We start from the raw sequence: 23,230 nt of genomic DNA, 5'->3' as shown, positions 1-23,230 counted from the left end.
ATGATGGCTGCCCTTGCGGGCTGGACCCACCTGTGCTGTGTCCAATTGTGAAGGGAAGCCATGACCCAGACCCACCCCGACTATCGGCTGAGCCAGCTGGACCAGCTGGAGGCGGAGTCGATCCACATCTTCCGTGAGGTCGCCGCCGAGTTCGAGAAGCCGGTGCTGATGTTCTCCGGCGGCAAGGACAGCATCGTGATGATGCGCCTGGCCGAGAAGGCGTTCTACCCCGCGAAGATCCCGTTCCCGGTGCTGCAGGTCGACACCGGCTACGACTTCCCCGAGGTCATCGACACGCGTGACAACTGGGTCAACCGGCTGGGCGTGCGCCTCATCGTCGCCAGCGTGGAGCAGGCGATCAAGGACGGCATCGTCGTCGACGACGGCAAGACCTCGCGCAACCGGCTGCAGATCGGCACGCTGCTCAACGCGCTCGAGGAGGGCGGCTTCACGGCCGCCTTCGGGGGTGGTCGTCGTGACGAGGAGAAGGCCCGCGCCAAGGAGCGCGTCTACTCCCACCGCGACGAGTTCGGCCAGTGGGATCCGAAGAACCAGCGCCCGGAGCTGTGGTCGCTCTACAACGGCCGCCTGCACGAGGGCGAGCACATGCGCATCTTCCCGATCTCCAACTGGACCGAGCTGGACATCTGGGACTACATCGGCCGGGAGGGCATCGAGATCCCGTCGATCTACTTCAGCCACCAGCGCCGCGTCTTCCAGCGCGACGGGATGCTGCTGACGGAGTCGGAGTTCAACCCGTGCCGGCCCGGCGAGGTCGCCGAGGAGCGCACGGTCCGGTTCCGCACCGTGGGCGACCTCACGCTGACCGGATGCGTGGAGTCCACCGCCAGCACCGTGCAGGAGATCATCGATGAGGTGGCCGTCGCTCGGGTGACCGAGCGCGGCGCCACCCGTGGCGACGACCGCTTCAGCGAGGCGGCCATGGAGGACCGGAAGAAGGAGGGCTACTTCTGATGGCCACGAAGATGGACCTGCTGCGCTTCGCCACCGCCGGCTCGGTCGACGACGGCAAGTCGACCCTCATCGGGCGCCTGCTGCTGGACTCGAAGGCGATCTTCGAGGACCAGCTCGCCGCCGTGGAGGCCACGAGCGAGGCGAAGGGCCACGACTACACCGACCTCTCCCTGCTGACGGACGGCCTGCGCAGCGAGCGCGAGCAAGGCATCACGATCGACGTCGCCTACCGCTACTTCGCGACGCCGAAGCGCAAGTTCATCATCGCCGACACCCCGGGCCACGTGCAGTACACCCGCAACATGGTCACCGGCGCCTCGACCGCCGACCTCGGCCTGGTGCTGGTCGACGCCCGCAACGGCCTGACCGAGCAGTCGCGCCGCCACGCGGTGCTGCTCTCGCTGCTCCGCGTGCCGCACCTGGTGCTGTGCATCAACAAGATGGACCTCGTGGACTTCAGCCAGGAGGTCTACGACCAGATCTCGGCCGACTTCACTCAGTTCGCGACCAAGCTGAACGTGCCGGACCTCGAGATCATCCCGATCTCGGCGCTCCAGGGCGACAACGTCGTCGACCGGTCGACGAACATGCCGTGGTATTCCGGGCCAACGCTCATGCACCACCTTGAGAACGTCCACGTCGCCTCCGACCGCGACCTGGTCGATGTGCGCTTCCCGGTGCAGTACGTCATCCGGCCCAAGTCCGACGAGCACCACGACTATCGGGGGTACGCCGGCCAGGTGGCCGGTGGCGTCCTCAAGCCCGGCGACGAGGTCGTCGTGCTCCCCTCGGGGATGACATCGAAGATCGCCGGCATCGACCTGTTCGACCGTGAGATCACCGAGGCTTTCCCGCCGATGTCGGTCACGGTCCGCCTGGAGGATGACGTCGACGTCTCGCGCGGCGACATGCTCGCCCGGGTCAACAACGCGCCGAAGCCGAGCCAGGACATCGACGCGATGGTCTGCTGGATGACCACCACTCCCCTGCGGCCGCGGCAGAAGCTCGCCATCAAGCACACCACCCGCTCAGCACGGGCGCTGGTCAAGGATGTGCAATACCGGCTCGACGTCAACACGCTCCACCGCGACAACGAGACCAAGGAGCTCGGGCTCAACGAGATCGGCCGCATCCAGCTGCGCACGACGGTGCCGCTGCTGGTCGACTCGTATTCGAAGAACCGCACCACCGGCTCGTTCGTCCTCATCGACGAGGCGACCGGTGTGACCGTCGGCGCGGGGATGATCAACTCCGCCGGCTGACACCGCCCCCAGCACCGAGCCCCGCTTGACCGAAAGGTCAGCGGGGCTTGGTGCTTTCGGGCCAGCTGTCCGTCCTGCCGGCCAGCCGGCGGTGGATGTTTTGCCCAATTGAGGTCATTCGCGAGCACCAGGGTGAATTCGACCCTGAAGCATGCGGATTCGACCCGCCCTGTGCTCGGTCGTGATGCTTGCTGCCCTGCCGTTTTCCCTGGTCAGCGCGACGGGAGGCGGCGGTGCCACCCTCACTGCACGACCTGTCGGGGCGGTCCGTCCAGCACCCCCGTCGGCAACCCTTCCGGCCCCAGGGCCCGCTGTGATGCGGCCGGTTGACGAGCCGCCTGCGATCGCCATGGCGGAGCGCCCGTCCTCACCGACGATGCGCAGGATGACCGGCCGGCAAGTGACTTCCGCGGTGCGTCGTCTGTTCCGCCAGCCATATCGCGCCTTCTCCCGCCAACGCGGCAAGCGCCCCTGGTGGAACCGCCGCAGCGGCATCGCCGGAGCAGACTGGGTCTACCCCTACTTCCCCGCCGCCTGCTACCAGACGGACGCAGCCGCTGGCGGCACGTCCGCCTCGGCCTGGCAGGTGCTGTGGGTCTATCCCGACAACCAGTCCCCCACAGCGAGGGCGAACGTGCGCGACATCCGCCTCATGGTGCGCGGCACGCAGTCCCTCTTCGCCGCCTCGGCGCGGCGCTACCTCCGCAACCAGCGCCAGCTGTTCGCGCGCTCGCTGGCCCCGCGGTTCGTCACCACGGCCGGCTGCCAGGCAGACGTGCGGCCCGTTCGGGTGCCGAGCAGCGTCTACAACACCGGCAACGTCTGGGACCCCGGATCGTCAGCTACGCCGTTCGGCGCGGGCACGCTCACCGAATGGCTGCTGACGCACGGCTTCAACGCGCCGAACCGCAAGTATCTGGTGTTCCTGCAGTCCTCGCCGGCGTACGCCCACACGTGGACGGGGATCAGCGAGGACCCAGCGAACTCGACGGGCACCGGTTCGGACGAGACGCCGACGCGGGACAACCCCGCGAACTACACGTCGTTCTCCTACGTCGACCTCTCCTCGTCCCTTAGCGGTGGCCCTGGTCTCGGCGATCTCACCTATCCCACCCAGGTGATGGCTCACGAGATGACGCACGCGCTCGGGGCGATGACGGCGTCCGCGCCACATGAGAACAAGGCGAACCCGCTGCACCCCACGGACTGCTGGGATCTGCTCTGCTACAACCCGCCGACCAAGGGGCAGTCCTACGCCAACGGGTGCGGCGGTGCCTCGGGCTGGATGCAAGCGAGGCTCGCTCGCGGCTACCTGCGCCTCGACTGCAACCGCGACGACTACTGGGCGCCAGCGACCGACTCAGGGCTCCCGGCGGCCGCCTGGACGGCCCGACGCTGGGCCGTCTCGTCGAGCAGCTTCCTCTACGGCAACGCGCAGCCAACGCCGTCGCAGCTGCGAGCCCACCAGCGCTGAAACCAGGCTCCTGGCAGACCAGCTTGGAGCTCAGGACTGCAGAGGGGGAAGCTCCGGCATCCCCGACAACCCATCGCCTCCTTGGGGCTCGAGATCAAAGAGGCACTCGTCCGTGTTGGCGAAGACCTCAACCCCGAAACCGTTATCCGTCTGGGCTAGCCAGTCGAAGCGCACCGGCTCCTGCTCGTGAAGGCCCATCGCCTTCGCCTGCTCAGCCAACCGATAGAGGTCGCCCCAGACCGCCGCTTCGTCGAGAGTGAAGCTGAGATCCGCCTGGGGCAGCGATTCCGTCGTGACAAGGTGAAGATGCATGGATCGACCGTAGTCCGTCTCGCCCGCAACCTGCTGAAGTTATCCACAGGGGCACGTGTACGCTGCAAAGGCCGCCGCGTCCGCCCAGGAAACAGCGTTGGGGAGCCCTGCAGCCGCAGAGAACGGGACCCTCTGCTGACGAACCTTCGTCCGGCGTTCATGCGGCGGCTGCGCGCTGGCTGCCGTGGCCTGTGTCCGCGGCCGATAGAAGAGCCGGGTGTATCTCGCGACCGTTCGCAAGACGTCCACGACCGCACCGAGGGTCCCCGTGCGTCGGGTGCTGGTCGGCAATGTGCTTGCCCTCGGCGTCGTCAGCCTGGTGACCGATGTCTCGAGCGAGATGGTCACGTCGGTTCTGGGCGCCTACGCGTTCGTGCAGCTCGGCCTGGGGGTGGTCGGCGTCGGCCTGCTCGACGGCTTCTACCAGGGCGCGACCGCGCTCTCGCGGCTTGCCGGCGGCTACGTCGCCGACCGGCTCGGCGCCCTCAAGGCGGTGGCCGGCACCGGCTATGGACTGGGCGCGCTGGCAAAGCTGGTGCTCCTCGCCGTGCCGAGCGCCGCCGGGGTCGTCGGCGCGATCGGCATCGACCGGGTCGGCAAGGGCATCCGGACCGCCCCTCGTGACGCCATGATCTCGCTTGTCGTCGAGCCTGAGGCACTCGGCCGCGCCTTCGGCGTCCACCGCGCGATGGACAGTGCCGGCGCCTTCCTCGGACCGCTGGTGGCGACCGGCGTGCTGCTCGCGGCGGGCGCGAGCACGGAATACGACGCCGTGTTCCTCGTCAGTCTCTGCGTCGCCGTGCTCGGGGTGCTGGTGCTCGTCCTGTTCGCACGCGAGCCCCGGCGCACCGCCGCCTCGAACGCCGCCGGCCGGCCGGACCTCCGCGTGGTGCTCCGGCTTCTCCGCGACCCCGCCATCGCGCGGATGCAGGTCGCCGCCGTCCTGCTCGGCCTGGTCACCGTCGGGGACACCCTCGTCTACCTCCGGCTGTTCCTGCGCCAGGAGCTGAGCACGACGTGGTATCCGCTGCTGGCCGTCGCCACCAGCGTGGCCTTCCTCCTCCTCGCCGTGCCGCTGGGGGTGTTGGCCGACCGGGTCGGGCGCTGGTGGGTGGTCGTGGGTGGGCACGTCGCACTGGCCGCGGTCTACGTGCTGCTGTCGAGCTCGCGAGGCGGATGGCTGACCATCGGCGCGACGCTCGCGCTCTACGGCGCCTTCTACGCCGCCACCGAAGGCGTGCTCGTCGCCGCAGCGAGCGCCGTGCTGCCCGTCGAGCTGCGCACGAGCGGGATCGCCTTGCTGCAGACAGGACAGGCGCTCGCCTACCTCGTCTCGTCGGTGCTCTTCGCGGTCGTCTGGCAGTGGTGGGGCGCCGGACCTGCCTGGCTCATCGCCGGCCTCGCCGTGATCCTGCTGCTGCCCGTGATCATCCGCCTTCTGCGTCCAGGACGCACGGCGTGAGCACGCGCCTGCGCGCCGCGGTCCTCGGCATCTGCGTGGCCGTGCTGGTCGCCGCCTGCCTCGGGTTCGTCGCGACGCGCCGGGCTGCCAACCAGGCGGCGGCCGACGACAGGTCCGTTGACCTGACCCGGAGCAACACACTCGTCGTGCGCGACCTGCGCGGCGGCGCCTCCTACAGTCACCTGGCGCAGCTCGACCCGGCCCACCCTGAGGACCGCACCGACTCGGCCGATGTCTGCGTCCGCGTGTACGCCGTTCGCGGCCACGGCGTGTGCCTGCGTCCGAGCGCTGAGGCGGCAGGCACCTTCGACGTCGCCTTCCTCGACGAGCACACCCACCCGACGTCGTCGTTCCCGCTGGTGGGCGTGCCGAGCCGGACTCGGATCTCACCGGACGGCCGGCTCTTCTCGTGGACCGTGTTCGTGCAGGGCGACTCCTACAACGGCGGCCGGTTCAGCACCCGCAGCGGCACCTACGACGCCCGCCACGACGACCTGGTCGGCACCCTCGAGGACTGGCACATCACCGTCGAGGGAAAGCCTTACCACGCCGCCGACCTCAACTTCTGGGGCGTCACCTTCGCGGCCGACGACCGCACCTTCTACGCCACGATGTCGACCGCCGGCGAGCGCTATCTGGTCCGCGGCAACCTCGCGGCGCACACGCTCGCCACAGTGCACCGCAACGTCGAATGCCCCTCGCTCTCGCCCGACGGGTCCCGCATCGCGTTCAAGAAGCAGATCGGCCGCGGCTGGCACTTCGCCGTGCTCGACCTGACCACGGGTGAGGAGACGCTGCTCGCTGAGCAGCGCAGCATCGACGACCAGCTCGCCTGGCTCGACGACGAGACGGTGTTGTACGGCGTACGCCGTGATGCTCGGCACGCCGATGTGTGGTCCGTGCCCGCCGACGGATCGGGCACGCCGACGCTCGTCGTACCTGACGCCGACTCACCGGCGTCGATTCGATGAACCCTCGCTAACCCGGCCTCCGAGGCCTGACGCGAGGGTGCCCGGAGCCGATAGACATGGCGCGCTTGCGTCACATCCCCCACTCATTCTGGAGATCCTGATGCGCCTCACCTTCCGCCATCTCACTGCTGCCGCCGGCCTGGTCGCCGCCGCGGGGGCGGCCCTCGTCGCCGTCACCACCCAAGGGCCCACCGCGTCGGCCGCGGTGACCGTCCCGCGCTACGACCACATCGTCGTCGCCGTCTTCGAGAACCACTCGGTCTCGCAGATCACCTCAGGTGCGCCGTACTTCAAGTCGCTCGCCGACCAGGGCGCCGAGATGACCAAGTCGTTCGGCGTCACCCACCCCAGCGAGCCGAACTACCTCGCCCTGTTCTCCGGCTCCACCCAGGGCCGGACGGACGACTCCTGCCCGCACACCTACTCCACCGGCAACCTCGGCCAGCAGCTGATCTCGGCCGGCTTCACCTTCAAGGCCTACTCCGAGGGCCTGCCCTCTGCCGGCTCCACTGTCTGCACCTCCAGCGCCGGCAAGTACGCCCGCAAGCACGCGCCGTGGGTCGACTTCTCGAACCTCGCGGCCAACCTGCACCGGCCCTACAGCGACTTCCCCACCGACTTCACGACGCTGCCGACCGTCTCGTTCGTGGTCCCGAACCTGTGCAACGACATGCATGACTGCTCGGTCTCCACCGGCAACGCGTGGGCGCAGAGCCACCTCGACGCCTACGCCCAGTGGGCGAAGACCCACAACAGCCTGCTGATCACGACCTTCGACGAGGACAACAACACCTCCGTCAACCAGATCTACACCTCGCTGGTCGGCGCACACGTCACCGTCGGCGACTACTCCCAGAGCATCGACCACTACAACGTCCTGCGCACCATCGAGGACGCCTACGGCCTCGCCCCACTCGGCAACGCCGCCAGCAAGTCGGCCATCACCGGCATCTGGAACTGACCCTCATCGCAACAGCGGGTGCGCGTCCACTTGGACGCGCACCCGCTGTTCACGAGCAGCGCTGGTCGCGTTGCGGCCTCCCGGTCTTTGCCAGTGGGAATCAGGGCCCCAGAAGGGGGCATTGGCGGAATGCCATCAAGCGGGCCGACCGATTCGGGACATCGCCGTCGATCGTGATCTCGGTCTGACTGTCACGTTGCGAGCCCGCCCACATGAATCAAAGGGGCTCCTCCTCGCCGTGGACTAGCTACTTCTACGCGGCCAGCAGCCACGTCACGCTCACGGGTCTTAATCGCTCCTGTGCGTGAAGCATGCCCCCGTTGCCCGCCCGTTCATGCGGTATCTCCTCAACCGAGGCTGGAACGTGACGGCGATCGACTCCGAGACTCGTTCCATACTGCAGTGCGCGGCTCCGAGCGGCCCGTCGCAGGCGCATACGCCCACCTACACCACTCCAGGACGGGCCGGGCTTCATTTCCGCGCCAGGGCGACCGACCCGATGGATGGTCTCTGCTCCCCACCTGACCGGATTCGCCGAGCGGTTCGCCGAGCAGCTCGCGACGGAGCATGAGCGACTCAAGGGCGTCTAATCAGCGCGAGCACTCGGCGCGACACGCTCAGACGTGCAGCGGCTCCGCCTCGCGTCGGCGAGGGCGCTGCAGCCGGTCCTTGTATCGGAGCGCCCACTCCTCGACGAACGCCCGCGAGGACCAGGCGATAAGCAAGGTGCCCGGCATGCCGACCGCCATCGCGACCAGCGGATTGGAGGAAACGGTAGCCATCACGACCTCGCGCACGAGGAAGTTCCACAGGTAGAGGCTGTAGGAAATCCAGCCCAGCCAGACCAGCGGCGACCACGTGAGTAGCCGAGATAGCGGCAAATCGGCGGCGTCGACGGCTGTCCAGACGAGCGCGCCCATGGCCACGGTCATGATCGGCAGCAGGGCGGTGTAGCCGATGCCGGAGGACTTGAGCTCGGGCGCGGCCGCGCAGGCTGCGACGACCACCCAGCAAGCCACCTGCACCCATGTCCGGCTCAGCGCCTCACGGACCCGCCGCCCGCCGCCTTGGTGGCGCACGATGGCAATCAGGGCCCCGAGGACGAGCGGGTCGATCCAGGTGGTCGGCAAGAAGTAGATCCTGCCGCCGAGCAACGCCCACATAAACGGGCGGACGACCCAGGTCGCGACGATCACAAACCCGAGACCCAACGTGAGCCGATGGCCGCAGCCCCGTGCGAGCACGAAGATCAGCGCGACCGGCCAAAGGAAGTAGAACTGCTCCTCGACGCTGAGCGTCCACAGCGGGCCGAGCTCGACAGGTGCCCACCCAGCGGACGCGCCGAAGTTGAAGACGTAACCGATCGACAGGGCAGCGCCGGCCGCCGCCTTCCCGAGACTGGTGCCGAGGGCGTCCCCAAGGCCGAACCCCACTGCGACGAGGTACGCAGCGAGCATCGCGTAAAGGGCGGGGAGCAGTCGCACCGCTCGGCGGATGTAGAAGTTCGCGATGCTGATCTGTCCGGTGCGTTGGCGCTCACCAAGGAGCAGGCCGGTGATCAGGAACCCGGACAGCACGAAGAAGATCTGAACGCCGACGACGCCCGCGTTCGGGAGCAGGGGCGGGACGAAGTGGCGCAGGACGACGAGCCCGACTGCGATACCGCGAAGCCCATCGAGCGCGGTGATCCGAGATGGCGAAGACACGTGCGACAACGCTACCGGTCAGTGGCGGCCGATGTGGCGGCAACGGCCAAGGGCGGTGCTTCTGCCTGCACCGCCCCATTGCCACCTGCGAATTATCTTCATCCCGCGAGTGTGACGCGATCTGGCGCGCTGCGCTGCGACGGTCGCCACAGGTCTAGACATCCGAGTAACCGGGATCATCATGGTCGCTCGGCAGGGTCGTCGCATCGTGACCAGGGCGAGCGCCCCGTCGCCCGCGGCGCGTCCGAGCCGGTGCCAGCGAACGACGTAATCAAGTTCGCTCGAACCTGCCGCGCTCCATCAGGAGCCGTCGTGGCGCCGGACCGTAGCGCCGAAGGTTCAGCCGCCCACGGTCTAGTGGCGGTGGAACGCGTCGCTGCAGCCGCAACGGACCTCGTCAGCATCGTAGAGAACCTGCAGCCGCTCATTGCACCCAGACGGGCGGAAGAACGATCGGCGACCAAGAGCATGAGTGCAACGGGGGCACGCCCGCACGGGCTCGGAAAAGACACGGGCGGCTCGATGTGGACGCACCAATGCGGCGATGGAGACCAGGGACACGGCGATTCCTCCTCTGTCCTGACAAGGAAACGCCAATGCCGCCTACGTCACATCCCCAGTTCCGGGTATGCCCAGCGCGGGAGCACCCCCACGCCTAGACTAGGGCAGGGCTTTCCAGCGTCGTGGGGCCTGAAGACCTCAGGCGCGCACGAGCAGCAGGAGAGACGTTGAGCAAGTCCGTCGCGATCATTGGCACGCGTGGCTTTCCCAGCTACTACGGCGGCTTCGAGACCGCAGTGCGCGAACTGGCGCCGTATCTCGTCGACCACGGCTGGGACGTCACGGTCTACGGCCGGAAGAAGGCCATCAAGCCGAACGATCCCCTCTGCGCAGGCGGCGTCGTGAGCAAGACGACGCCTGGCCTCGAGTACAAGTCCTTGAGCACCCTGACCTACGGCCTGACGGCAAGCGTGCACGCCACCCTGAAGCGCCCTGACGTCGCACTCGTCATGAACGTGGCCAATGGCTACTTCCTGCCCCTTCTCAAGCGGGCAGGAATTCCCACCCTCGTCAATGTCGACGGCATCGAGTGGGACCGGGACAAGTGGGGCAATCTCGCACGCAAGGTGTTCTACCGGGGTGCAGAGATGACCGCCAAGTACGCCAACAACCTCGTCTTCGACGCGCACGCGATCGGCGACTACTGGAAGCGCGAGTTCAATCGCGACGGTATCTACATCCCGTACGGCGGACGCTTCCGCGAGGAACTCCCCGTGGAGCCGGGACTGACGCACCGGGGATACGTCCTCGTCGTCGCGCGCTTCGTGCCGGAGAACACCATCCCCGAGTTCCTAACCGCTGCCGAGAAGCTCAGCACCGAATGGCCGGTCGTGATTGTCGGCTCAAGCGGGTACGGCGGAGAGCTTGACCAGCAGGCCGAGTCGCTCGCCGCTCGAAACCCGAACGTGCGTTGGCTCGGGCATGTCGCGAACGACGACCGGCTGCACTCGCTCTGGCAACATGCTGGTGCCTATTTCCACGGGCACAGCGTCGGGGGCACCAACCCTGCTCTGGTTCAGGCGATGGCCCTTGGTGCACCGACCGTCGCGCGGGACACTATCTACAACCGCGAAGTCCTCGGTCACGATGGCGTGTATCTCGATCCGTCGCCGGAATGCATTGCCGAGGGCATTCAGAGCGTGCTGAGCAATGAAGCCCTTCAGGACAGATTGTCCTCGTCAGCCGAGTCGCGCGCACGGGACACCTTTACCTGGACCCTGGTGTGCAACCGTTACGAGGATGCCCTGGTCAACCTCTTGCGATAAAAGACACCCACCAGGGACCGCGGTGTGTCTGAGTAAATGCACCAGTTGGCGGTTGTAATACCCGGCCAGGAGGCGGTGCTCATGAGTGATCTTGGCGGAGGTCGCGTCGGGTAGCAAGTCTGACGCGGCGCGCGTGAGGAGTTCCGCCTCCCCGCCGCGTGCGACGAGCGTTGTCGAGGCCGGCTCGGCGGGCCTCGCTGATGGCTCCTCCGCGGCCGTTGTGCTCGTCGTCGGGAGTGACGTAGCCGATGCCCTCGTGGAGCCGGATCGTGTTGTGGTGGCTCCGGAGGCGGTCGAGCTCGGCCTCGGGTCGCCGGGGTCGACGATCTTGTCCAGGTGGGGCATTCGCCCTTGAGGTGGCCGAAGAACGACTCGACCCAGGCCTGGTCGTTCGCGGTCGAGGGACGGCCGAAGTGCTGGGCGATCCGGGCCCCGGCCATGAACACCGCGGTCGCGGTCGAGGTCATCTGCGGGCCGTTGTCAGAGACCGCGAGCAGCACCTGACATGGTCGATGCCCAGCACCGCCGCGGTCCGCCGCAGCGACCAGCCGCCCTGCTCGGGGCCATCGCCGGTGGCGTGGTCGACCAGGGCGAGCAGACCGGCCTTGACGTCTGCGTCCACCCCCGTCGGGACGGGCCGGCGGTCAGTCCCAACGCGATCTTCCCTTGTGCAGACGCAACTCCACGGCCTGCTCGGCGATGGTGGCCCGCAACCGCTCGATCTCGGCCCGGGCATCATCGAGCTCGACCTGCTCCACGGACTTGCCGCGGCCGCCGGGTCTTCCCGGGACCGAGGACGCCAACGCCTCCAGCGCGCCCTGCTTCGCGGTCATGCACACGTGCACCACCGCGGACCGGTCCACGCCGAACTTCTCAGCAGCCTCCCGTTGGGTCGCCTGCTGGGTCAGCACCTGCACGAACAACTCGCACTTCTCCGGGGGGGTGTCCCTATGGGGTTCGTCAAGCCGCGGTGGGGGTTGATCGGTCTTCGTAGAGGTTGCCGTTGCGGAGCATGGCGTGGAGGACGTCGACGCGTCGTCGGGCGAGGCAGATGAGGGCGGCGTTATGCTTCTTCTTCTCGGCGCGTTTGCGGTCGTAGTAGGCCCGGCTGGCCGGGTCGGACAGGGCTGCGAAGGCGGCGAGGAAGAAGGCTCGTTTGAGGTTCTTGTTCCCGCCGCGGCTGGGGTGTTCGCCCCGGATGCTGGACCCTGAGCGACGGGTGACGGGTGCGAGGCCGGCGTAGGCGGCGAGGTGGCCGGCGGTGGGGAAGGAGGACCCGTCGCCGACTTCGAGGAGGATGCGGGCTCCGGTCCTGACGCCGATGCCGGGCGTCGAGGTCAGGACTCGGGAAAGAGGGGTGTGCATCGAACATCTCCTCGATCTGCTTGGCCAGGCGAAGAGCGCCGGCATCCACGTTACGAAGAGACCAACCATTCGGCGGCCCTGTCCCTATCAGCGGTCATCCTCCGCCACCAGCCCCGGCGGCAACACCCCCGAATCATGCGTACGACAGGGGCAGAGAGCCACACCGGGCCTGGTGACCAGAACCCCTTGGCTTGGGGTCAGGAAGAAGGTAACGGGGGGCAAACCGCTTCCTCGGCTTCCCCCTCGAGAGCTAATGCCCGGGCATACGCATAGGCTCTGTCATCTACTCCAACCTTTCGAAACGGACGAAACGTAGCCGTCTCCTGGTTGGGTATTTCAACCGGCCTCTGGTGCATTAACTCTGACGCGGAACGGGGACGGCCGCAACCGCCGCCATATCATCTCAGATGGACACCCCGGTAGTGCGCAGTATTTCTGCGGCTTTCGAGCGCCAGGTGACATCCGGAGGAAATTGCTCTGACACGCGCCGAGGGCGGCCAGAACCGAGCGCCTCCATGAGCCAATCGCCATGCTGCGAACCGGGCAGGACGGTGACAACGGAGAATCCGCGGTCGCTGATGCCGGCGATCGGCGTGCTCAGGACCGGCAGGCCAGCGGCGCGATATTCGTAGGTCTTAATGACGTCACCGCCGACCTCACCCTCACCGACCCGGTGTGGGACCCAACCAATATCGAAGCGGCGAAGGAGTTCGGGAACGTCCTCGTAATGAACGTCCCCGAGCCACTCAATGTTCGAGTGGGCCCGATGAAACGCCTTGAACCCGCCATCAAGCACAGGTCCAGCAAATACAAATTGGACGCTCGGGTTACGCGTCACGGCATTGGCGATCAATTCCAAGTCAAGCCGTTCGCCGATTTTGCCGACGTACCCTACTGTCATCGCGCCGTTCGCCTTGCTCTGAAGATCAAACCGATCGGGGTCGACCCCGTTGGTGAGCAATCGCGTGTCCGACCTGCCAAAGCGATGCGCGAGCGCCAAGGTTCCCTCGGAATTCGCGGTGACAGTAGCGGCCGCGTTGAACATCCGACGGTACGACTGCTCGACCTCCGCCCGAAGATTCCGAAAAGCATAGTGCACCGTCCAGTCGTCGAGAAGATCGAGATGAACGTGTGCGGCGGTCTCACATAGGTTCGGCCACCACTCGGCCCGGCCCAGCATAGGATTCCACACCACGGCAACGCGGCCGGTCGCGTCGTGAGACCGTGACGGAAAAAACCTGAGCGAGTCGTCCCACCATCGGAACCTGTCTTTAAGCGCAGGGAGACGGAGTGTTAGTGGGTCGATGTAGTCGACACCTTCGAGATCGTTGTCGCGAGGCCTCGCCCGGAACCGATCAGTAATCACCTTCGCGACCGGTTCGGGACGACTGATGACCTCGATTCCGGTCTGGGTGGATCGCAACAGATTGCTCATCCACTCGATGATGTGCCCATCACGGGTGCGGTATCCCTCACATCGAAGCTTTCGGTGTCCGTGGATCGGGAATGCCATCACACCATTGATCTCTGTTCGCATGGTCCGCTCCTTAAGCATCCGCGGGAAGGCCACGGACGTAGACACGAGCGGCCATGGTCAGATCGCTCATCTTCGGAACAAAACTGGCACCGCGAGAAGGCAAGCCGCGTAGCGAAACCACCGCCGTCACGGCTCGGGCGACAAGGACTGCTGACGCGCCCCACACAGCCCCGGCCCATCCAGCGCCGCCGATGAACATGGCGACCCCCACGACGAGCCCACCGACTTGCGCCATGGTCATCGTCCAACCGCGCCCTTGGGCGGCAAGTAACTGTGAGGTCGCGAAGTTCAGCACGTATAGGACGGAACCACCAACCGCGACGACGGCCGGGGCCGCCGCGGGTCGGTACTCCTGCCCGAACAGGAACGAGATGAGCAGGGGAGTCAGCGCCGCCATCACAGCGGCAAACACGCCAGCGGAGACCAAGGAAATCCGGACTATTAGTGCGCAGAACTCCGCCAACTCGGCGCCGGTCCGCCGTGCCGCATCTCGATAACCGAGGATGCCCAAGGTGTTGGCAAGCACCGCTGCGAGCGAAGCGATTGTCATTGCAACCGACAAGTAACCACTTTCTTCACCGCCGATGACAAGGAGCGCGAGCAGTGGGATCAGCGTATTGCTCCCTGTCTCCGCGATTTGGCTTCCCGCGTAAGAAATACTCTCGATCATCAGCGGATAGGACTTCACCAGGGACCCCCGCAACGGAACTCGGGCCGTTGCCGTAGCCGCCAAGACCGTCGCAATAATGCTCGCCACGAAGACCAAGAGCAGCGAGGCGACTGTCATCCGGTCGGTTAGCCACAGCGCAGCGGCGCCGAAGGACATCGTGAGCGACTGCGCGATCTGCACAACGGCGATCGAGGCGTATCGATGAGCGACAACGAGCTTTCCTTGGAGACATAGGCCGAAGGTTTGGATGACTGCCGATCCGGAGGCGGCGGCAAATGCCGTAACTCCGATCTCCGTTAGGCCTGGCAGCAAATAGTGCGCAACGAGCAGGCCAACGCCGACCGCTGGCAGGAGCATTACGACGCAGATCCACAGGGCGGTACGGGTTGCCGCATCCCCCATACCGTGCGCTTCCGCTCGACGCACTGCAAGCGGGAGACCCATGCCGAACAGAACGGGCGCGAGCGTCAAACCCGCAATTGCGGACCCGTATAGTCCGCGCTCAGTCGGGCCGAGATCGCGTGCAATAAGCGGAGCAACGACGAACGGTAGAACCATGCTCGCGAGTTTCGATATCGGCAGAATGGAAGGTGATGACAGCAGCCTTCGGGCGCCTCGATCAGGAGACAACGGACCGTCTTCCTCCCACCGGACGGCCCGACACGACCGGTCCCAAGGAGGCCGGACGGCGCGCAGATCCCGGATCTGTTAGCGAATCGCGTCTACCGATCTCTGTTGAGCCAGCGCCGACCCCGGGACTCGCCTGCCGTTGCCCGGGGAGCGCCAGTCCGACGAGCACGAACACCAGGTAGGAAACCGGAAGTGCCTCGACTGATGAAACGGTCAGTCCCAGGCCGAGCAATCCCACGAAAGCAAGGAGTGCGCTCATCCCAGTCGGCGTCGACGGATCAATAGCCCGAATGAGTGATATAGATAGGAGCGCAACGAGCAACACGGCAATAAGGCCGCCCTCGACAGCGTACTTCAAGAGTAGATTATGCGCATTGATATGCCGATGCAAACCGATGAAATACTCGCCCATGACGTCACCAGCCGCACCGGGCCCCCATCCGATAATCGGTGATTGAGAAAACATTGCGAGACCCTCAATCCATCCTGGGACGCGGTTGAGAAAGCGGTCATCGGACGCGGCACCGCTAATCGATTCGACCGTCGACAACGCGGCGGGTCGTGTAATTGCCACAGCTACGACACCAATCACGGCCGCCGAGACGCTCATCATTAGGCGGCGCATAAAGCTTCCGACTGAAGGGGAAACCAATATCAGAGCACCCACCATTAGGCCGATTGCGACATAGGCGGTCCTCACGAGGGTGAGGTAAGTTCCAACCAGACCCATAGCGACCACGAGCACGGCGAGCCATTTCTTACTTCCCCAGATGGCGACCCCCGCGCCTATTAGAACAATACCCGCGAGAGCAGCATGAAACGGGCCCGCGAAGATGCCATGCATGCGGATCTCACCGTCAATCAATCCGGTGTAGACGTTGGCCTTTTCACTTCCGGCGATGTTCTGCGCCAGCGCTGGGGCGAGAAGAAAAAGCGCGACCGAGGCAGCGACGGCAACCCATAGAGATGCCACCGTCCATCGCCACGCGGCGGCGACTCGAGAGCCAGACACCGACGCACCGAGAACGAGACCCCAGAGGGCCCATGTCGACTTGCGAACCCCCAAGATGCCGACATGAAGGCTTGGCACGTTGGGGTGCGCCAGCAAAACGAGAAAGTAGCTAGTAGCAACTATGACGAGGCCGACCTGGAAGCGCCCGCGCCGACCGTCGGGATTGGCTAACCACCCAACCAACGCCCCAAGGAGTGCGAGCGTTTGCACGGGCGCAGCTAGCGGATTCGGAAGTAGAGAGGTACATGTGAGGAGAAGAACCATCGCGACAAATGGTCGGGGTGCGCTCGCAGCAGTGCGCGGCAGGATCGCCCACAGCCCGGCGCACGCAAGCGCGGCCGCAGCGAGAAGCATCCGGTCCATATGAAGACGTCCTTGCGATTCGTTCCTGAATGGAGCTAGCGGCCCGGGGCCAACCAACCCCTTGCGGTGACGGGATATGTCTACTTGGCCGCTCGATCGCCCTGAGGTCCGTAGCCGTAGCCGTAGCCGTAGCCGTAGCCGTAGCCGCGGCCCTTCGTCGGCAGCATGTTCATCACGACTCCGACCAGCGTGGCATCGACCTGCGCGAGACGGTCCATCGAGAGTTTGATTTGGTCTCGCGTGATCTTCCCGTGCTTGATCACCAAGATCGCTCCGTCCGCCTGACGTGCGAGGACCGCGGCGTCGGTGACTGGAAGCAGTGGCGGTGCGTCGATAAGTACGACGTCGTATGACTCACGAGCGGTGGCGACCAAGTCGCGCATGGCGTTCGACTGCAGCAACTCGGCAGGGTTTGGGGGAACTGGGCCAGAGGCCAGGAAGTCTAGGCCCGTGCTGTCCTCGTGTTGGAGAGCGTCCTCGAACTTCACCTTCCCAACTAGGACGCTTGTCACCCCAACGGCACCGTCGAGTTCGAGCCGTTGAGCTGCACGTGGGCGTCGGAGGTCACCCTCGATCAGGAGTGTGCGCACACCAGCTTGGGCAAGACTGATTGCCAAGCTGAGTGCCGTCGAGGTCTTCCCTTCGCCGGGGACCGCAGAGGTAAGCACGAAGACTTTGTTCTGACTGTCTACGTCGATGAACTGCAGGTTTGTTCGGAGCACACGAAACGCCTCTGCCCGCGGCGAGTGGGACGGCAGGTCACTGACAAGCGGCAGGTCCTTAGCCGCGGCATCGAACGCGATCGCGCCGAGCACGGGCTTGTCAGTCAGTTCAACTGCTTCCTCGACGGAGTGAACACGCGTGTCGAGCGTCTGGCGCAGCACCGCCACGCCGAATCCGAGCAACAGGCCAAGCACCACGCCAAGCCCGATGTTGCGTACCGGCTTCGGCGAGACCGGCTCGTCTGAGTACGAGGCGTTGTCAACAACGGTCGCCTTGATGGGGGCCGTGGACTCCCCCGGCGGTGTCTCGAGCCGGCGGACAAGGTCCGTGAGCGACTCGGCGTACGCCTGAGCGATGCTCTGTGCCTGGTGGGGATCCGTGTCCTTCACCGTGAGAGTCAGGTTGACGGTATTCGTTGTCACCTCGGAAGAGACTTGTTTGGAAAGCTCTAACGGCGTTGTGTCGAGGTTCAACTTTTGGATCACCGTGGACGCAAGCTCGCGGCTCGATGCAAGCCCTGCGTATGACTGCACCCGCGCCTGGGAGAACAATCCGCCGGCGTTGATGTTGTTGGCGTTGTCAGCATCGGCGACCGTGGTGGACACGAAGAGCTGCACGCTCGAGGAGTACTGCTTCGTCTGGGTCAGCGTCAGGCCAAGCGCAGCAAGGGCGCACAGCACCGTGATGATCGCGATCGAGAGCCACCGACGCCGCACGATCCGCAGGTAGTCGCTCAGTTCCATGTGATGCTCCAGTTCTTGTCCTCACCGGTCGGCAAGGGCTTCCCGAGGGGGTTGGTCTGGGTGGGACCAAGAGTGGGGGTCTCGATACGCTCGCTGGCGCTCGCTACTCGACCAGCGGGCGTTGGAATGGTCTCGATACGCTCGCTGGCGCTCGCTACTCGACCAGCGGTCGCCGTCAGCATGCTGAGCTCACCGTCATCGACTTGGAGCCGGCCTCGACGGATGGGGTGACCGCAAGGTCGGTCGCACCGGACTGGCCGGCGCCCGATGTCATCGTCCAACTGACGTCACTCGTCTGACCGGGGGCGAGGTAGAGCCAGACCTGGCGCACCGGCCGACCGCCGATCGTGCTCTGCTGTTGGGCCGCGTCCGTCTCACCATTGGTCTGGATCTCGCCGACGACGCCACCGACCGGCCCGTAGATCTGCACATTGACGATCTGGTTGCCGGGATCGACGCCGTAGGCGCCACCGCCGGTGATGTACGCAGGCAGACTGGCCGCGTTCTTCGGGGCGGTCGACCTGACCGTCACTCTGCCCGAGAAGGTCTGCACGCCGGCTCTGCACGACGTCGCCCTCAGCTGGGCGTCGTAGCGGAGGTAGTACGACATCTTGGCGCCAGTGGAGTCGTTGAAGTAGACGCCGACCTGCGGGTTCGTGCTGGCGCCCGACGGGGTGAGCTCACCGGCCACCGCCGTGCCGGCCAAGACCTTCTGGTCCGCGCTGCTGAAGTCGTGCACGAGGATGCGGTGCTCGGCCGCCCCCTGTCGCAGCGCCGAGACCAAGGCCGACCGGTTCCCCGCGCCCGAGGTGAGTTTGCCGAACACCTCCAGAGCGACCTGGCGGAAGAAGATGTCCTGCTTCGGCGGCTCAGGGATCCGGACGTAGACCTGATGAAGAAGCTGGTCGACCGCGTTATCCGCAGTAAGTGTGACGCCGGCGGCCTGGACCGGACCGGTGGCGCGGAGCAGATAGGAGAGCGCGACCGGGTCAATCGAGACGACGCCATCGATCTTGCCGCCCTCCACCTGCTCCCAGCGGGCCTTCATGAGCTCGGCCGTGCGCGGGAAGTCCGGAGTGAAGTTGGCGTCGACGAAGTAGGTGCCCAGCTGCGCGCCGTAGAGCGCCGTCTCTTCCTTGGACAATGGAAGCACGGGCTTGGACGCCTGGCCGAAGGCATTGCCGGCGACCTGCTTGTCCATCGTGAGCTTGCCGTGGTCGGCCGTCACGAGCGAGACCGCCCCCGGCAGGCCGCCGGTCGCCCGGATCTCGGCGTTGTTCTGCATCACCAGCAGGTAGTGGCGCTGGCCCTCGCCACCGAGCATGGCGGGCAGCACCTGCATCGCCTTGTTGGCGACGCCGAGAGCGCTCGCCGCGTCGTGGATCTCTCGTGAGAGGTCGCGATACTTCAGCTTCAGCGGCTCCACGTAGCCCGACGGGTCCTCAGCCGATAGCTGCTCGTCAGCGCGGGTCAGTGCTGCGTAACCCGTGGCCACCGGCTGCTGCAGCCGCTCGACCAGCGGAAGGTCGACACCACCCTTCGCCGGGAGCAGCGCGTGGAGATCACCGGCCTGGTGGGCCAGGTCCTTCAGTCCGCCAGTCGTGATATCGGAGGCGGACTGGCTGACCACGCGCACGCCGCGCGCGTCGTCACCGAAGCCGGGCAGATAGGTCAGCAGCGACCACACCGGGGAGTCGGTGCGACGCTTGGCGGTGTCGGCGGTGTCGGCCAATCTCGCGAACGCGGCGTCGATGGCGTGATCATCGCCCGCCACGATCGCGGTCTTGAGGGAGCGCGCATCGTCGGATGCCGATGTCAGGCTCTTGGCGGTGCTCCACACGAGCCAGCCGGCGTAGGCGCCGAGGACGAGGAGCACCAGGACGATGGCAGCCGAGATGAGGCGCCACGAGGGCTGAAGACGCAAGTGATCGAACCTTCGGGTGTCGGCGGGAGCTCAGCCAGGCGCGGCGACGGGGTCCCACGAGTCGCGGGACCCCGTCGTCATGCAGCCGTGCAGCCGGGCTCAGTCGGTCACTTGACGCGGATGACCTTGACCGGCGAGGACGACGCCTTGAAGGGCGTGTTCGCGGCCGGCTTGAAGACGGCCGAGATCTTGTAGGTGCCCTTCTTGGTGGGCTTGAAGGTGATCGTGGCGCCCGGGGCCACGGTGATGCGCTTGATGACGCGGCCGTTCAGGCGGATCGTCACGGTGACGGTGCCCTTGGCGTGGTTGGTGACGACCGGCTGAACCTTGACGCGCTTGCCCTTGCGCGCGCGGCTCGGGCCGACGACCTTGGTGGCGGTGTTGACAGTGTTCGGGTAGACGGTGCTGACGGCGGCGTTTGCGGAGGTCGCGCCCGACATCGTCACCAGTCCGGCACCGATCAGGGTGGCCGCGAACACGCTGGCGATGAGCTTCTTCATGTGGAAAATTCCCCTTATTTGGTCTTGTCCCCCGGGACGCCCGAGATGTAGACGCGCCGGTCCGAGTCGTTAGGCAACCATGACCAAGCACCGCTGCGCAGGCAAATCTCGAAAATGTCCCGAAGTGAAACATGGATTTCATGTACGAGGAGGGAAACTTCGCGCTACTGTGTCGCGGCTCACATCCCAGGCGGTTGAACAGCCGGGTTAAGGGCGGCCCTCCCAGACGCGACGAAGCCCGCCCCAGGGGACCTGGGACGGGCTTCGTCGGCGGTGTCAGAGGGTGATCTGCACCTCGGCGACGCTGCCGACCGACGCCTGGACCTGGCGGTCGACGGGCTCGCTGCGCGGAGCCAGCGTGCGCAGCGTCCACTGGCCGTCGCCGGCGAAGAACCGGAAGTGGCCGGAGGCGCTGGTGGGCACCTCGGCGGTGAACTCCCCCGTGCGGTCGAGCAGGCGCACGTACGCGCCGCCCACGGGCTCGCCGTCGCGGATGACCTGGCCCTGGATCACGGCCTCCTTGGCAACGTCCACGCCAGCCAGGCTCAGGCCGCCCTCAGTCGCGCCGCACATCAGGCCTCGCCCCTCTCGTCACCCAGGACGACCGGAACGCCCACGAGCGAGCCATACTCGGTCCACGAGCCGTCGTAGTTCTTGACGTTCTCCTGGCCGAGCAGCTCCTTGAGCACGAACCACGTGTGCGAGCTGCGCTCGCCGATGCGGCAGTAGGCGATGGTGTCCTTGCTCCAGTCGACGCCGGCCTCGGAGTAGATCGTCTTCAGCTCGTCGTCGGACTTGAAGGTGCCGTCGTCGTTGGCCGCCTTGCTCCACGGGACGCTGACCGCGGTCGGGATGTGCCCCGCACGCTGGGCCTGCTCCTGCGGCAGGTGGGCCGGAGCGAGCAGCCGGCCGGCGTACTCGTCGGGGCTGCGGACGTCGACCAGGTTCTGCGCGCCGATGGCGGCGACGACCTCGTCGCGGAAGGCGCGGATGCTGCCGTCCTGCTCCTGCGCGGTGTAGCTGGTCTCCGCGCGGTTGGGGGCCTCGTCGGTGAGTTCGCGGCTGTCGAGCTCCCACTTCTTGCGGCCGCCGTCGAGGAGCTTGACGTCCTGGTGGCCGTAGAGCTTGAAGTACCAGTACGCATACGCCGCGAACCAGTTGTTGTTGCCGCCGTAGAGCACGACGGTGTCGTCGTTGCTCACGCCGCGGCTCGAGAGCAGGGCTTCGAACTGCTGCTTGTTGACGAAGTCACGACGGACCTGGTCCTGCAGGTCGGTGGTCCAGTCGAGCTTGATGGCGCCCTTGATGTGTCCCTTGTCGTAGGCGGAGGTGTCCTCGTCGACCTCGACCAGGACGACCTTGGGGTCATCCAGGTGCTCCTCCACCCACTGGGCGGAGACGAGAGTGTTCTCGCGGCTCATATCTGTTCCCTTTCTAATGCGCCTGTGGCGCGTGATCCTTCAGTGGGTGAAGCGCTTGACGTGCAGGTAGAGCTCGCAGCCCAGGCAGAACCGGAAGACCGCGTTGAGCGTGGCCGCCACCAGCGCGAACGCGATCGCGATCACACCGACGACCGTGGACCCGAGCAGGAAGGCGACGAGGGCAACGCCCGTGAAGACGGCGCCGACTCCTTGCGCGAACCGCGGCGGCGCCGGGTCCTCAAGGTGGTCCGGGCTGGCGAGCCGAGGCCGGATGAGCGCCTTGAAGACCTTCGCGTGCGGCGTCCTCGTGACGCCGGCGGTAGCGCCCCAGACGAACAGCGCCGCCTGGACGGCCGTGAGCACGGTCGCGATAACCAATCCGGCCGTGGCGAGGATGACGACCAGCACGACAACCGTCACCGCAGCGTTGAACTGCGGTCCGCGAGGGTCGATGCCGGCCGGGTCGAGACGGATCTCGACCTGGTCGCTGGCGCTCGCGACTCGACCAGCGCGCTGCTGGGTGGACATGTCTCTCCTGTGGCCGCGCGTCAGCGGCCGGTTCGTCGGCTGGGATGGTGGCTCAGGCCGACATTCGACACAGCGACGAGCGCACGCGGCAGTGGTCCACTGCGCGGCGCTTGGTCAGCATGGTCGACGACATGGCAGCAACCCTAGGACCATGCCGCCACGCCCCCAACTTGCCGTCTCGCATCTTGGACTTCTGTCCCGTGTTTTGAGATGTCACGACGGGAGTGCCTGGAGCACCTGCTCCTTGCGCGGGGCGCCCGCGGCCCGCGCCACCTCATGCCCGTCGGCGTCGAGGATGAGCGTCGTCGGCGTGCGCAGGATCCCCAGGCGCCTAACCGCGTCGAGATGGTGCTCGGCGTCGATCTCGACGTGGACGACACCCGGCACGACGTCCGACACCTCCGCGAGCACACGGCGTGTGACGCGGCACGGTGCGCAGAACGCGCTCGAGAACTGGACCAGCGTCGCGCGCTGTCCTGGCTGAGTCGTGCCGACCACGTCGGCCAGCTGGGTCCAGGTGGTCTCGACTGGGGTCTCGGGTGGGGTCTCGGGTGGGGTCTCGGGTGGGGTCTCGGGTGGGGTCTCGGGTGGGGTCTCGATACGCTCGCTGGGGCTCGCTACTCGACCATCGGTAGGGCCCGCGCTCGCTACTCGACCATCGGTAGGGCCCGCGCTCGCTGCTCGGCCATCGTCAGGGTCAGCGCCCGCCGCTTCACCGACGGCCGGGTGCTCGATGCCGCGCACCGCGTGGGTTCCTTTGAAGCGGCCGTCCGTCGCGGCGCGGAAGGTGCCGAACACCAGGGCCACTGCGATCGCCGCGCAGGCGATCCACAGTCCGGTCATGCGGGTCTCAACGCCGTGACAC

At 66.3% G+C, this 23,230-nt stretch carries 22 protein-coding genes and 1 pseudogene; 8 read left to right on the top strand and 15 right to left on the bottom strand.

Annotated elements, in window-relative coordinates:
- The first annotated feature begins 60 nt into the window (after positions 1 to 60).
- The 3 genes from cysD to ACYQ1K_RS01420 all read left to right on the top strand — a co-directional run bounded on the left by cysD (position 61) and on the right by ACYQ1K_RS01420 (position 3,711).
- Positions 61 to 975 (top strand): sulfate adenylyltransferase subunit CysD, encoded by a 915-nt coding sequence (gene cysD / locus ACYQ1K_RS01430; RefSeq protein ID WP_459980700.1) that lies wholly within the window; start codon positions 61 to 63, stop codon positions 973 to 975.
- Positions 975 to 2,237: a sulfate adenylyltransferase subunit 1 gene (locus ACYQ1K_RS01425; protein ID WP_459980698.1), complete on the top strand. Its 1,263-nt coding sequence runs from the start codon at positions 975 to 977 to the stop codon at positions 2,235 to 2,237. Before cysD ends, ACYQ1K_RS01425 begins: the two co-directional genes overlap by 1 nt.
- A gap of 385 nt (positions 2,238 to 2,622) precedes the next feature.
- The gene (locus ACYQ1K_RS01420) at positions 2,623 to 3,711 is read left to right on the top strand and encodes a hypothetical protein (RefSeq protein WP_459980696.1); all 1,089 of its coding nucleotides are present in this window, start codon (positions 2,623 to 2,625) and stop codon (positions 3,709 to 3,711) included.
- Positions 3,712 to 3,741: 30 nt separating this feature from the next.
- On the opposite strand, the gene ACYQ1K_RS01415 is transcribed toward ACYQ1K_RS01420, so the two are convergent.
- Positions 3,742 to 4,023, bottom strand: coding sequence for a hypothetical protein (locus ACYQ1K_RS01415; protein ID WP_459980695.1), 282 nt, complete (start codon positions 4,021 to 4,023; stop codon positions 3,742 to 3,744).
- 217 nt (positions 4,024 to 4,240) lie between these two features.
- Here ACYQ1K_RS01415 and ACYQ1K_RS01410 point away from each other — a divergent pair, with 217 nt between their 5' ends.
- From ACYQ1K_RS01410 to ACYQ1K_RS01400, 3 genes are all read left to right on the top strand, one after another.
- Positions 4,241 to 5,485 (top strand): MFS transporter, encoded by a 1,245-nt coding sequence (locus tag ACYQ1K_RS01410; RefSeq protein WP_459980694.1) that lies wholly within the window; start codon positions 4,241 to 4,243, stop codon positions 5,483 to 5,485.
- Positions 5,482 to 6,456 (top strand): TolB-like translocation protein, encoded by a 975-nt coding sequence (locus tag ACYQ1K_RS01405; RefSeq protein ID WP_459980693.1) that lies wholly within the window; start codon positions 5,482 to 5,484, stop codon positions 6,454 to 6,456. Before ACYQ1K_RS01410 ends, ACYQ1K_RS01405 begins: the two co-directional genes overlap by 4 nt.
- A gap of 100 nt (positions 6,457 to 6,556) precedes the next feature.
- A complete protein-coding gene (locus ACYQ1K_RS01400; protein ID WP_459980691.1) occupies positions 6,557 to 7,417 on the top strand; it encodes an alkaline phosphatase family protein in 861 nt (286 codons plus the stop codon).
- 617 nt (positions 7,418 to 8,034) lie between these two features.
- On the opposite strand, the gene ACYQ1K_RS01395 is transcribed toward ACYQ1K_RS01400, so the two are convergent.
- Positions 8,035 to 9,123, bottom strand: coding sequence for an acyltransferase family protein (locus tag ACYQ1K_RS01395; RefSeq protein WP_459980689.1), 1,089 nt, complete (start codon positions 9,121 to 9,123; stop codon positions 8,035 to 8,037).
- A gap of 728 nt (positions 9,124 to 9,851) precedes the next feature.
- Between ACYQ1K_RS01395 and ACYQ1K_RS01390 the strand changes: the two genes are divergently transcribed.
- Both ACYQ1K_RS01390 and ACYQ1K_RS01385 read left to right on the top strand, forming a co-directional pair.
- The gene (locus tag ACYQ1K_RS01390; RefSeq protein ID WP_459980688.1) at positions 9,852 to 10,949 is read left to right on the top strand and encodes a glycosyltransferase; all 1,098 of its coding nucleotides are present in this window, start codon (positions 9,852 to 9,854) and stop codon (positions 10,947 to 10,949) included.
- Positions 10,950 to 11,300: 351 nt separating this feature from the next.
- Entirely contained in the window at positions 11,301 to 11,453 is a 153-nt protein-coding gene (locus ACYQ1K_RS01385) for a hypothetical protein (RefSeq protein WP_459980685.1), read from the top strand.
- A 140-nt stretch (positions 11,454 to 11,593) separates the two neighbouring features.
- Here the strand turns inward: ACYQ1K_RS01385 and ACYQ1K_RS01380 are convergent, their stop codons facing one another.
- The 13 genes and pseudogenes from ACYQ1K_RS01380 to ACYQ1K_RS01320 all read right to left on the bottom strand — a co-directional run bounded on the left by ACYQ1K_RS01380 (position 11,594) and on the right by ACYQ1K_RS01320 (position 23,208).
- Positions 11,594 to 11,872 carry a hypothetical protein gene (locus ACYQ1K_RS01380; RefSeq protein WP_459980683.1) on the bottom strand — a complete coding sequence of 93 codons (279 nt, stop codon included), beginning with the start codon at positions 11,870 to 11,872 and terminating at the stop codon, positions 11,594 to 11,596.
- Between the two features lie 37 nt (positions 11,873 to 11,909).
- Positions 11,910 to 12,342: pseudogene (locus ACYQ1K_RS01375) on the bottom strand (transposase); the annotation flags it as partial.
- Between the two features lie 375 nt (positions 12,343 to 12,717).
- On the bottom strand, positions 12,718 to 13,851 hold the full coding sequence (locus ACYQ1K_RS01370) for a glycosyltransferase (protein WP_459980680.1): 1,134 nt from the start codon (positions 13,849 to 13,851) through the stop codon (positions 12,718 to 12,720).
- Positions 13,852 to 13,861: 10 nt separating this feature from the next.
- Positions 13,862 to 15,151, bottom strand: a complete 1,290-nt coding sequence (locus tag ACYQ1K_RS01365) for a lipopolysaccharide biosynthesis protein (protein WP_459980678.1) — start codon at positions 15,149 to 15,151, stop codon at positions 13,862 to 13,864.
- Entirely contained in the window at positions 15,141 to 16,427 is a 1,287-nt protein-coding gene (locus ACYQ1K_RS01360) for an O-antigen ligase family protein (RefSeq protein ID WP_459980677.1), read from the bottom strand. Before ACYQ1K_RS01360 ends, ACYQ1K_RS01365 begins: the two co-directional genes overlap by 11 nt.
- Before the next feature lie 179 nt (positions 16,428 to 16,606).
- On the bottom strand, positions 16,607 to 17,992 hold the full coding sequence (locus ACYQ1K_RS01355; RefSeq protein ID WP_459980675.1) for a tyrosine-protein kinase domain-containing protein: 1,386 nt from the start codon (positions 17,990 to 17,992) through the stop codon (positions 16,607 to 16,609).
- Complete coding sequence (locus ACYQ1K_RS01350) at positions 17,983 to 18,174, bottom strand: hypothetical protein (RefSeq protein WP_459980673.1); 192 nt, start codon at positions 18,172 to 18,174, stop codon at positions 17,983 to 17,985. Before ACYQ1K_RS01350 ends, ACYQ1K_RS01355 begins: the two co-directional genes overlap by 10 nt.
- Positions 18,168 to 19,916, bottom strand: coding sequence for a DUF4012 domain-containing protein (locus tag ACYQ1K_RS01345; protein ID WP_459980671.1), 1,749 nt, complete (start codon positions 19,914 to 19,916; stop codon positions 18,168 to 18,170). Before ACYQ1K_RS01345 ends, ACYQ1K_RS01350 begins: the two co-directional genes overlap by 7 nt.
- Positions 19,917 to 20,023: 107 nt before the next feature.
- Complete coding sequence (locus ACYQ1K_RS01340; protein ID WP_459980669.1) at positions 20,024 to 20,416, bottom strand: putative periplasmic lipoprotein; 393 nt, start codon at positions 20,414 to 20,416, stop codon at positions 20,024 to 20,026.
- A gap of 276 nt (positions 20,417 to 20,692) precedes the next feature.
- Complete coding sequence (locus tag ACYQ1K_RS01335; RefSeq protein ID WP_459980667.1) at positions 20,693 to 20,989, bottom strand: DUF1416 domain-containing protein; 297 nt, start codon at positions 20,987 to 20,989, stop codon at positions 20,693 to 20,695.
- Positions 20,989 to 21,837: a sulfurtransferase gene (locus ACYQ1K_RS01330; RefSeq protein WP_459980665.1), complete on the bottom strand. Its 849-nt coding sequence runs from the start codon at positions 21,835 to 21,837 to the stop codon at positions 20,989 to 20,991. Before ACYQ1K_RS01330 ends, ACYQ1K_RS01335 begins: the two co-directional genes overlap by 1 nt.
- A gap of 39 nt (positions 21,838 to 21,876) precedes the next feature.
- On the bottom strand, positions 21,877 to 22,365 hold the full coding sequence (locus ACYQ1K_RS01325; protein ID WP_459980663.1) for a DUF4395 domain-containing protein: 489 nt from the start codon (positions 22,363 to 22,365) through the stop codon (positions 21,877 to 21,879).
- Between the two features lie 213 nt (positions 22,366 to 22,578).
- On the bottom strand, positions 22,579 to 23,208 hold the full coding sequence (locus tag ACYQ1K_RS01320) for a thioredoxin family protein (protein ID WP_459980660.1): 630 nt from the start codon (positions 23,206 to 23,208) through the stop codon (positions 22,579 to 22,581).
- Between the last annotated feature and the right edge of the window lie 22 nt (positions 23,209 to 23,230).

Source organism: Nocardioides sp. AN3 (assembly GCF_054653495.1).
The sequence above is the reverse complement of the archived record's forward strand: the minus strand, read 5'-3'. Positions and strand labels throughout refer to the sequence as shown.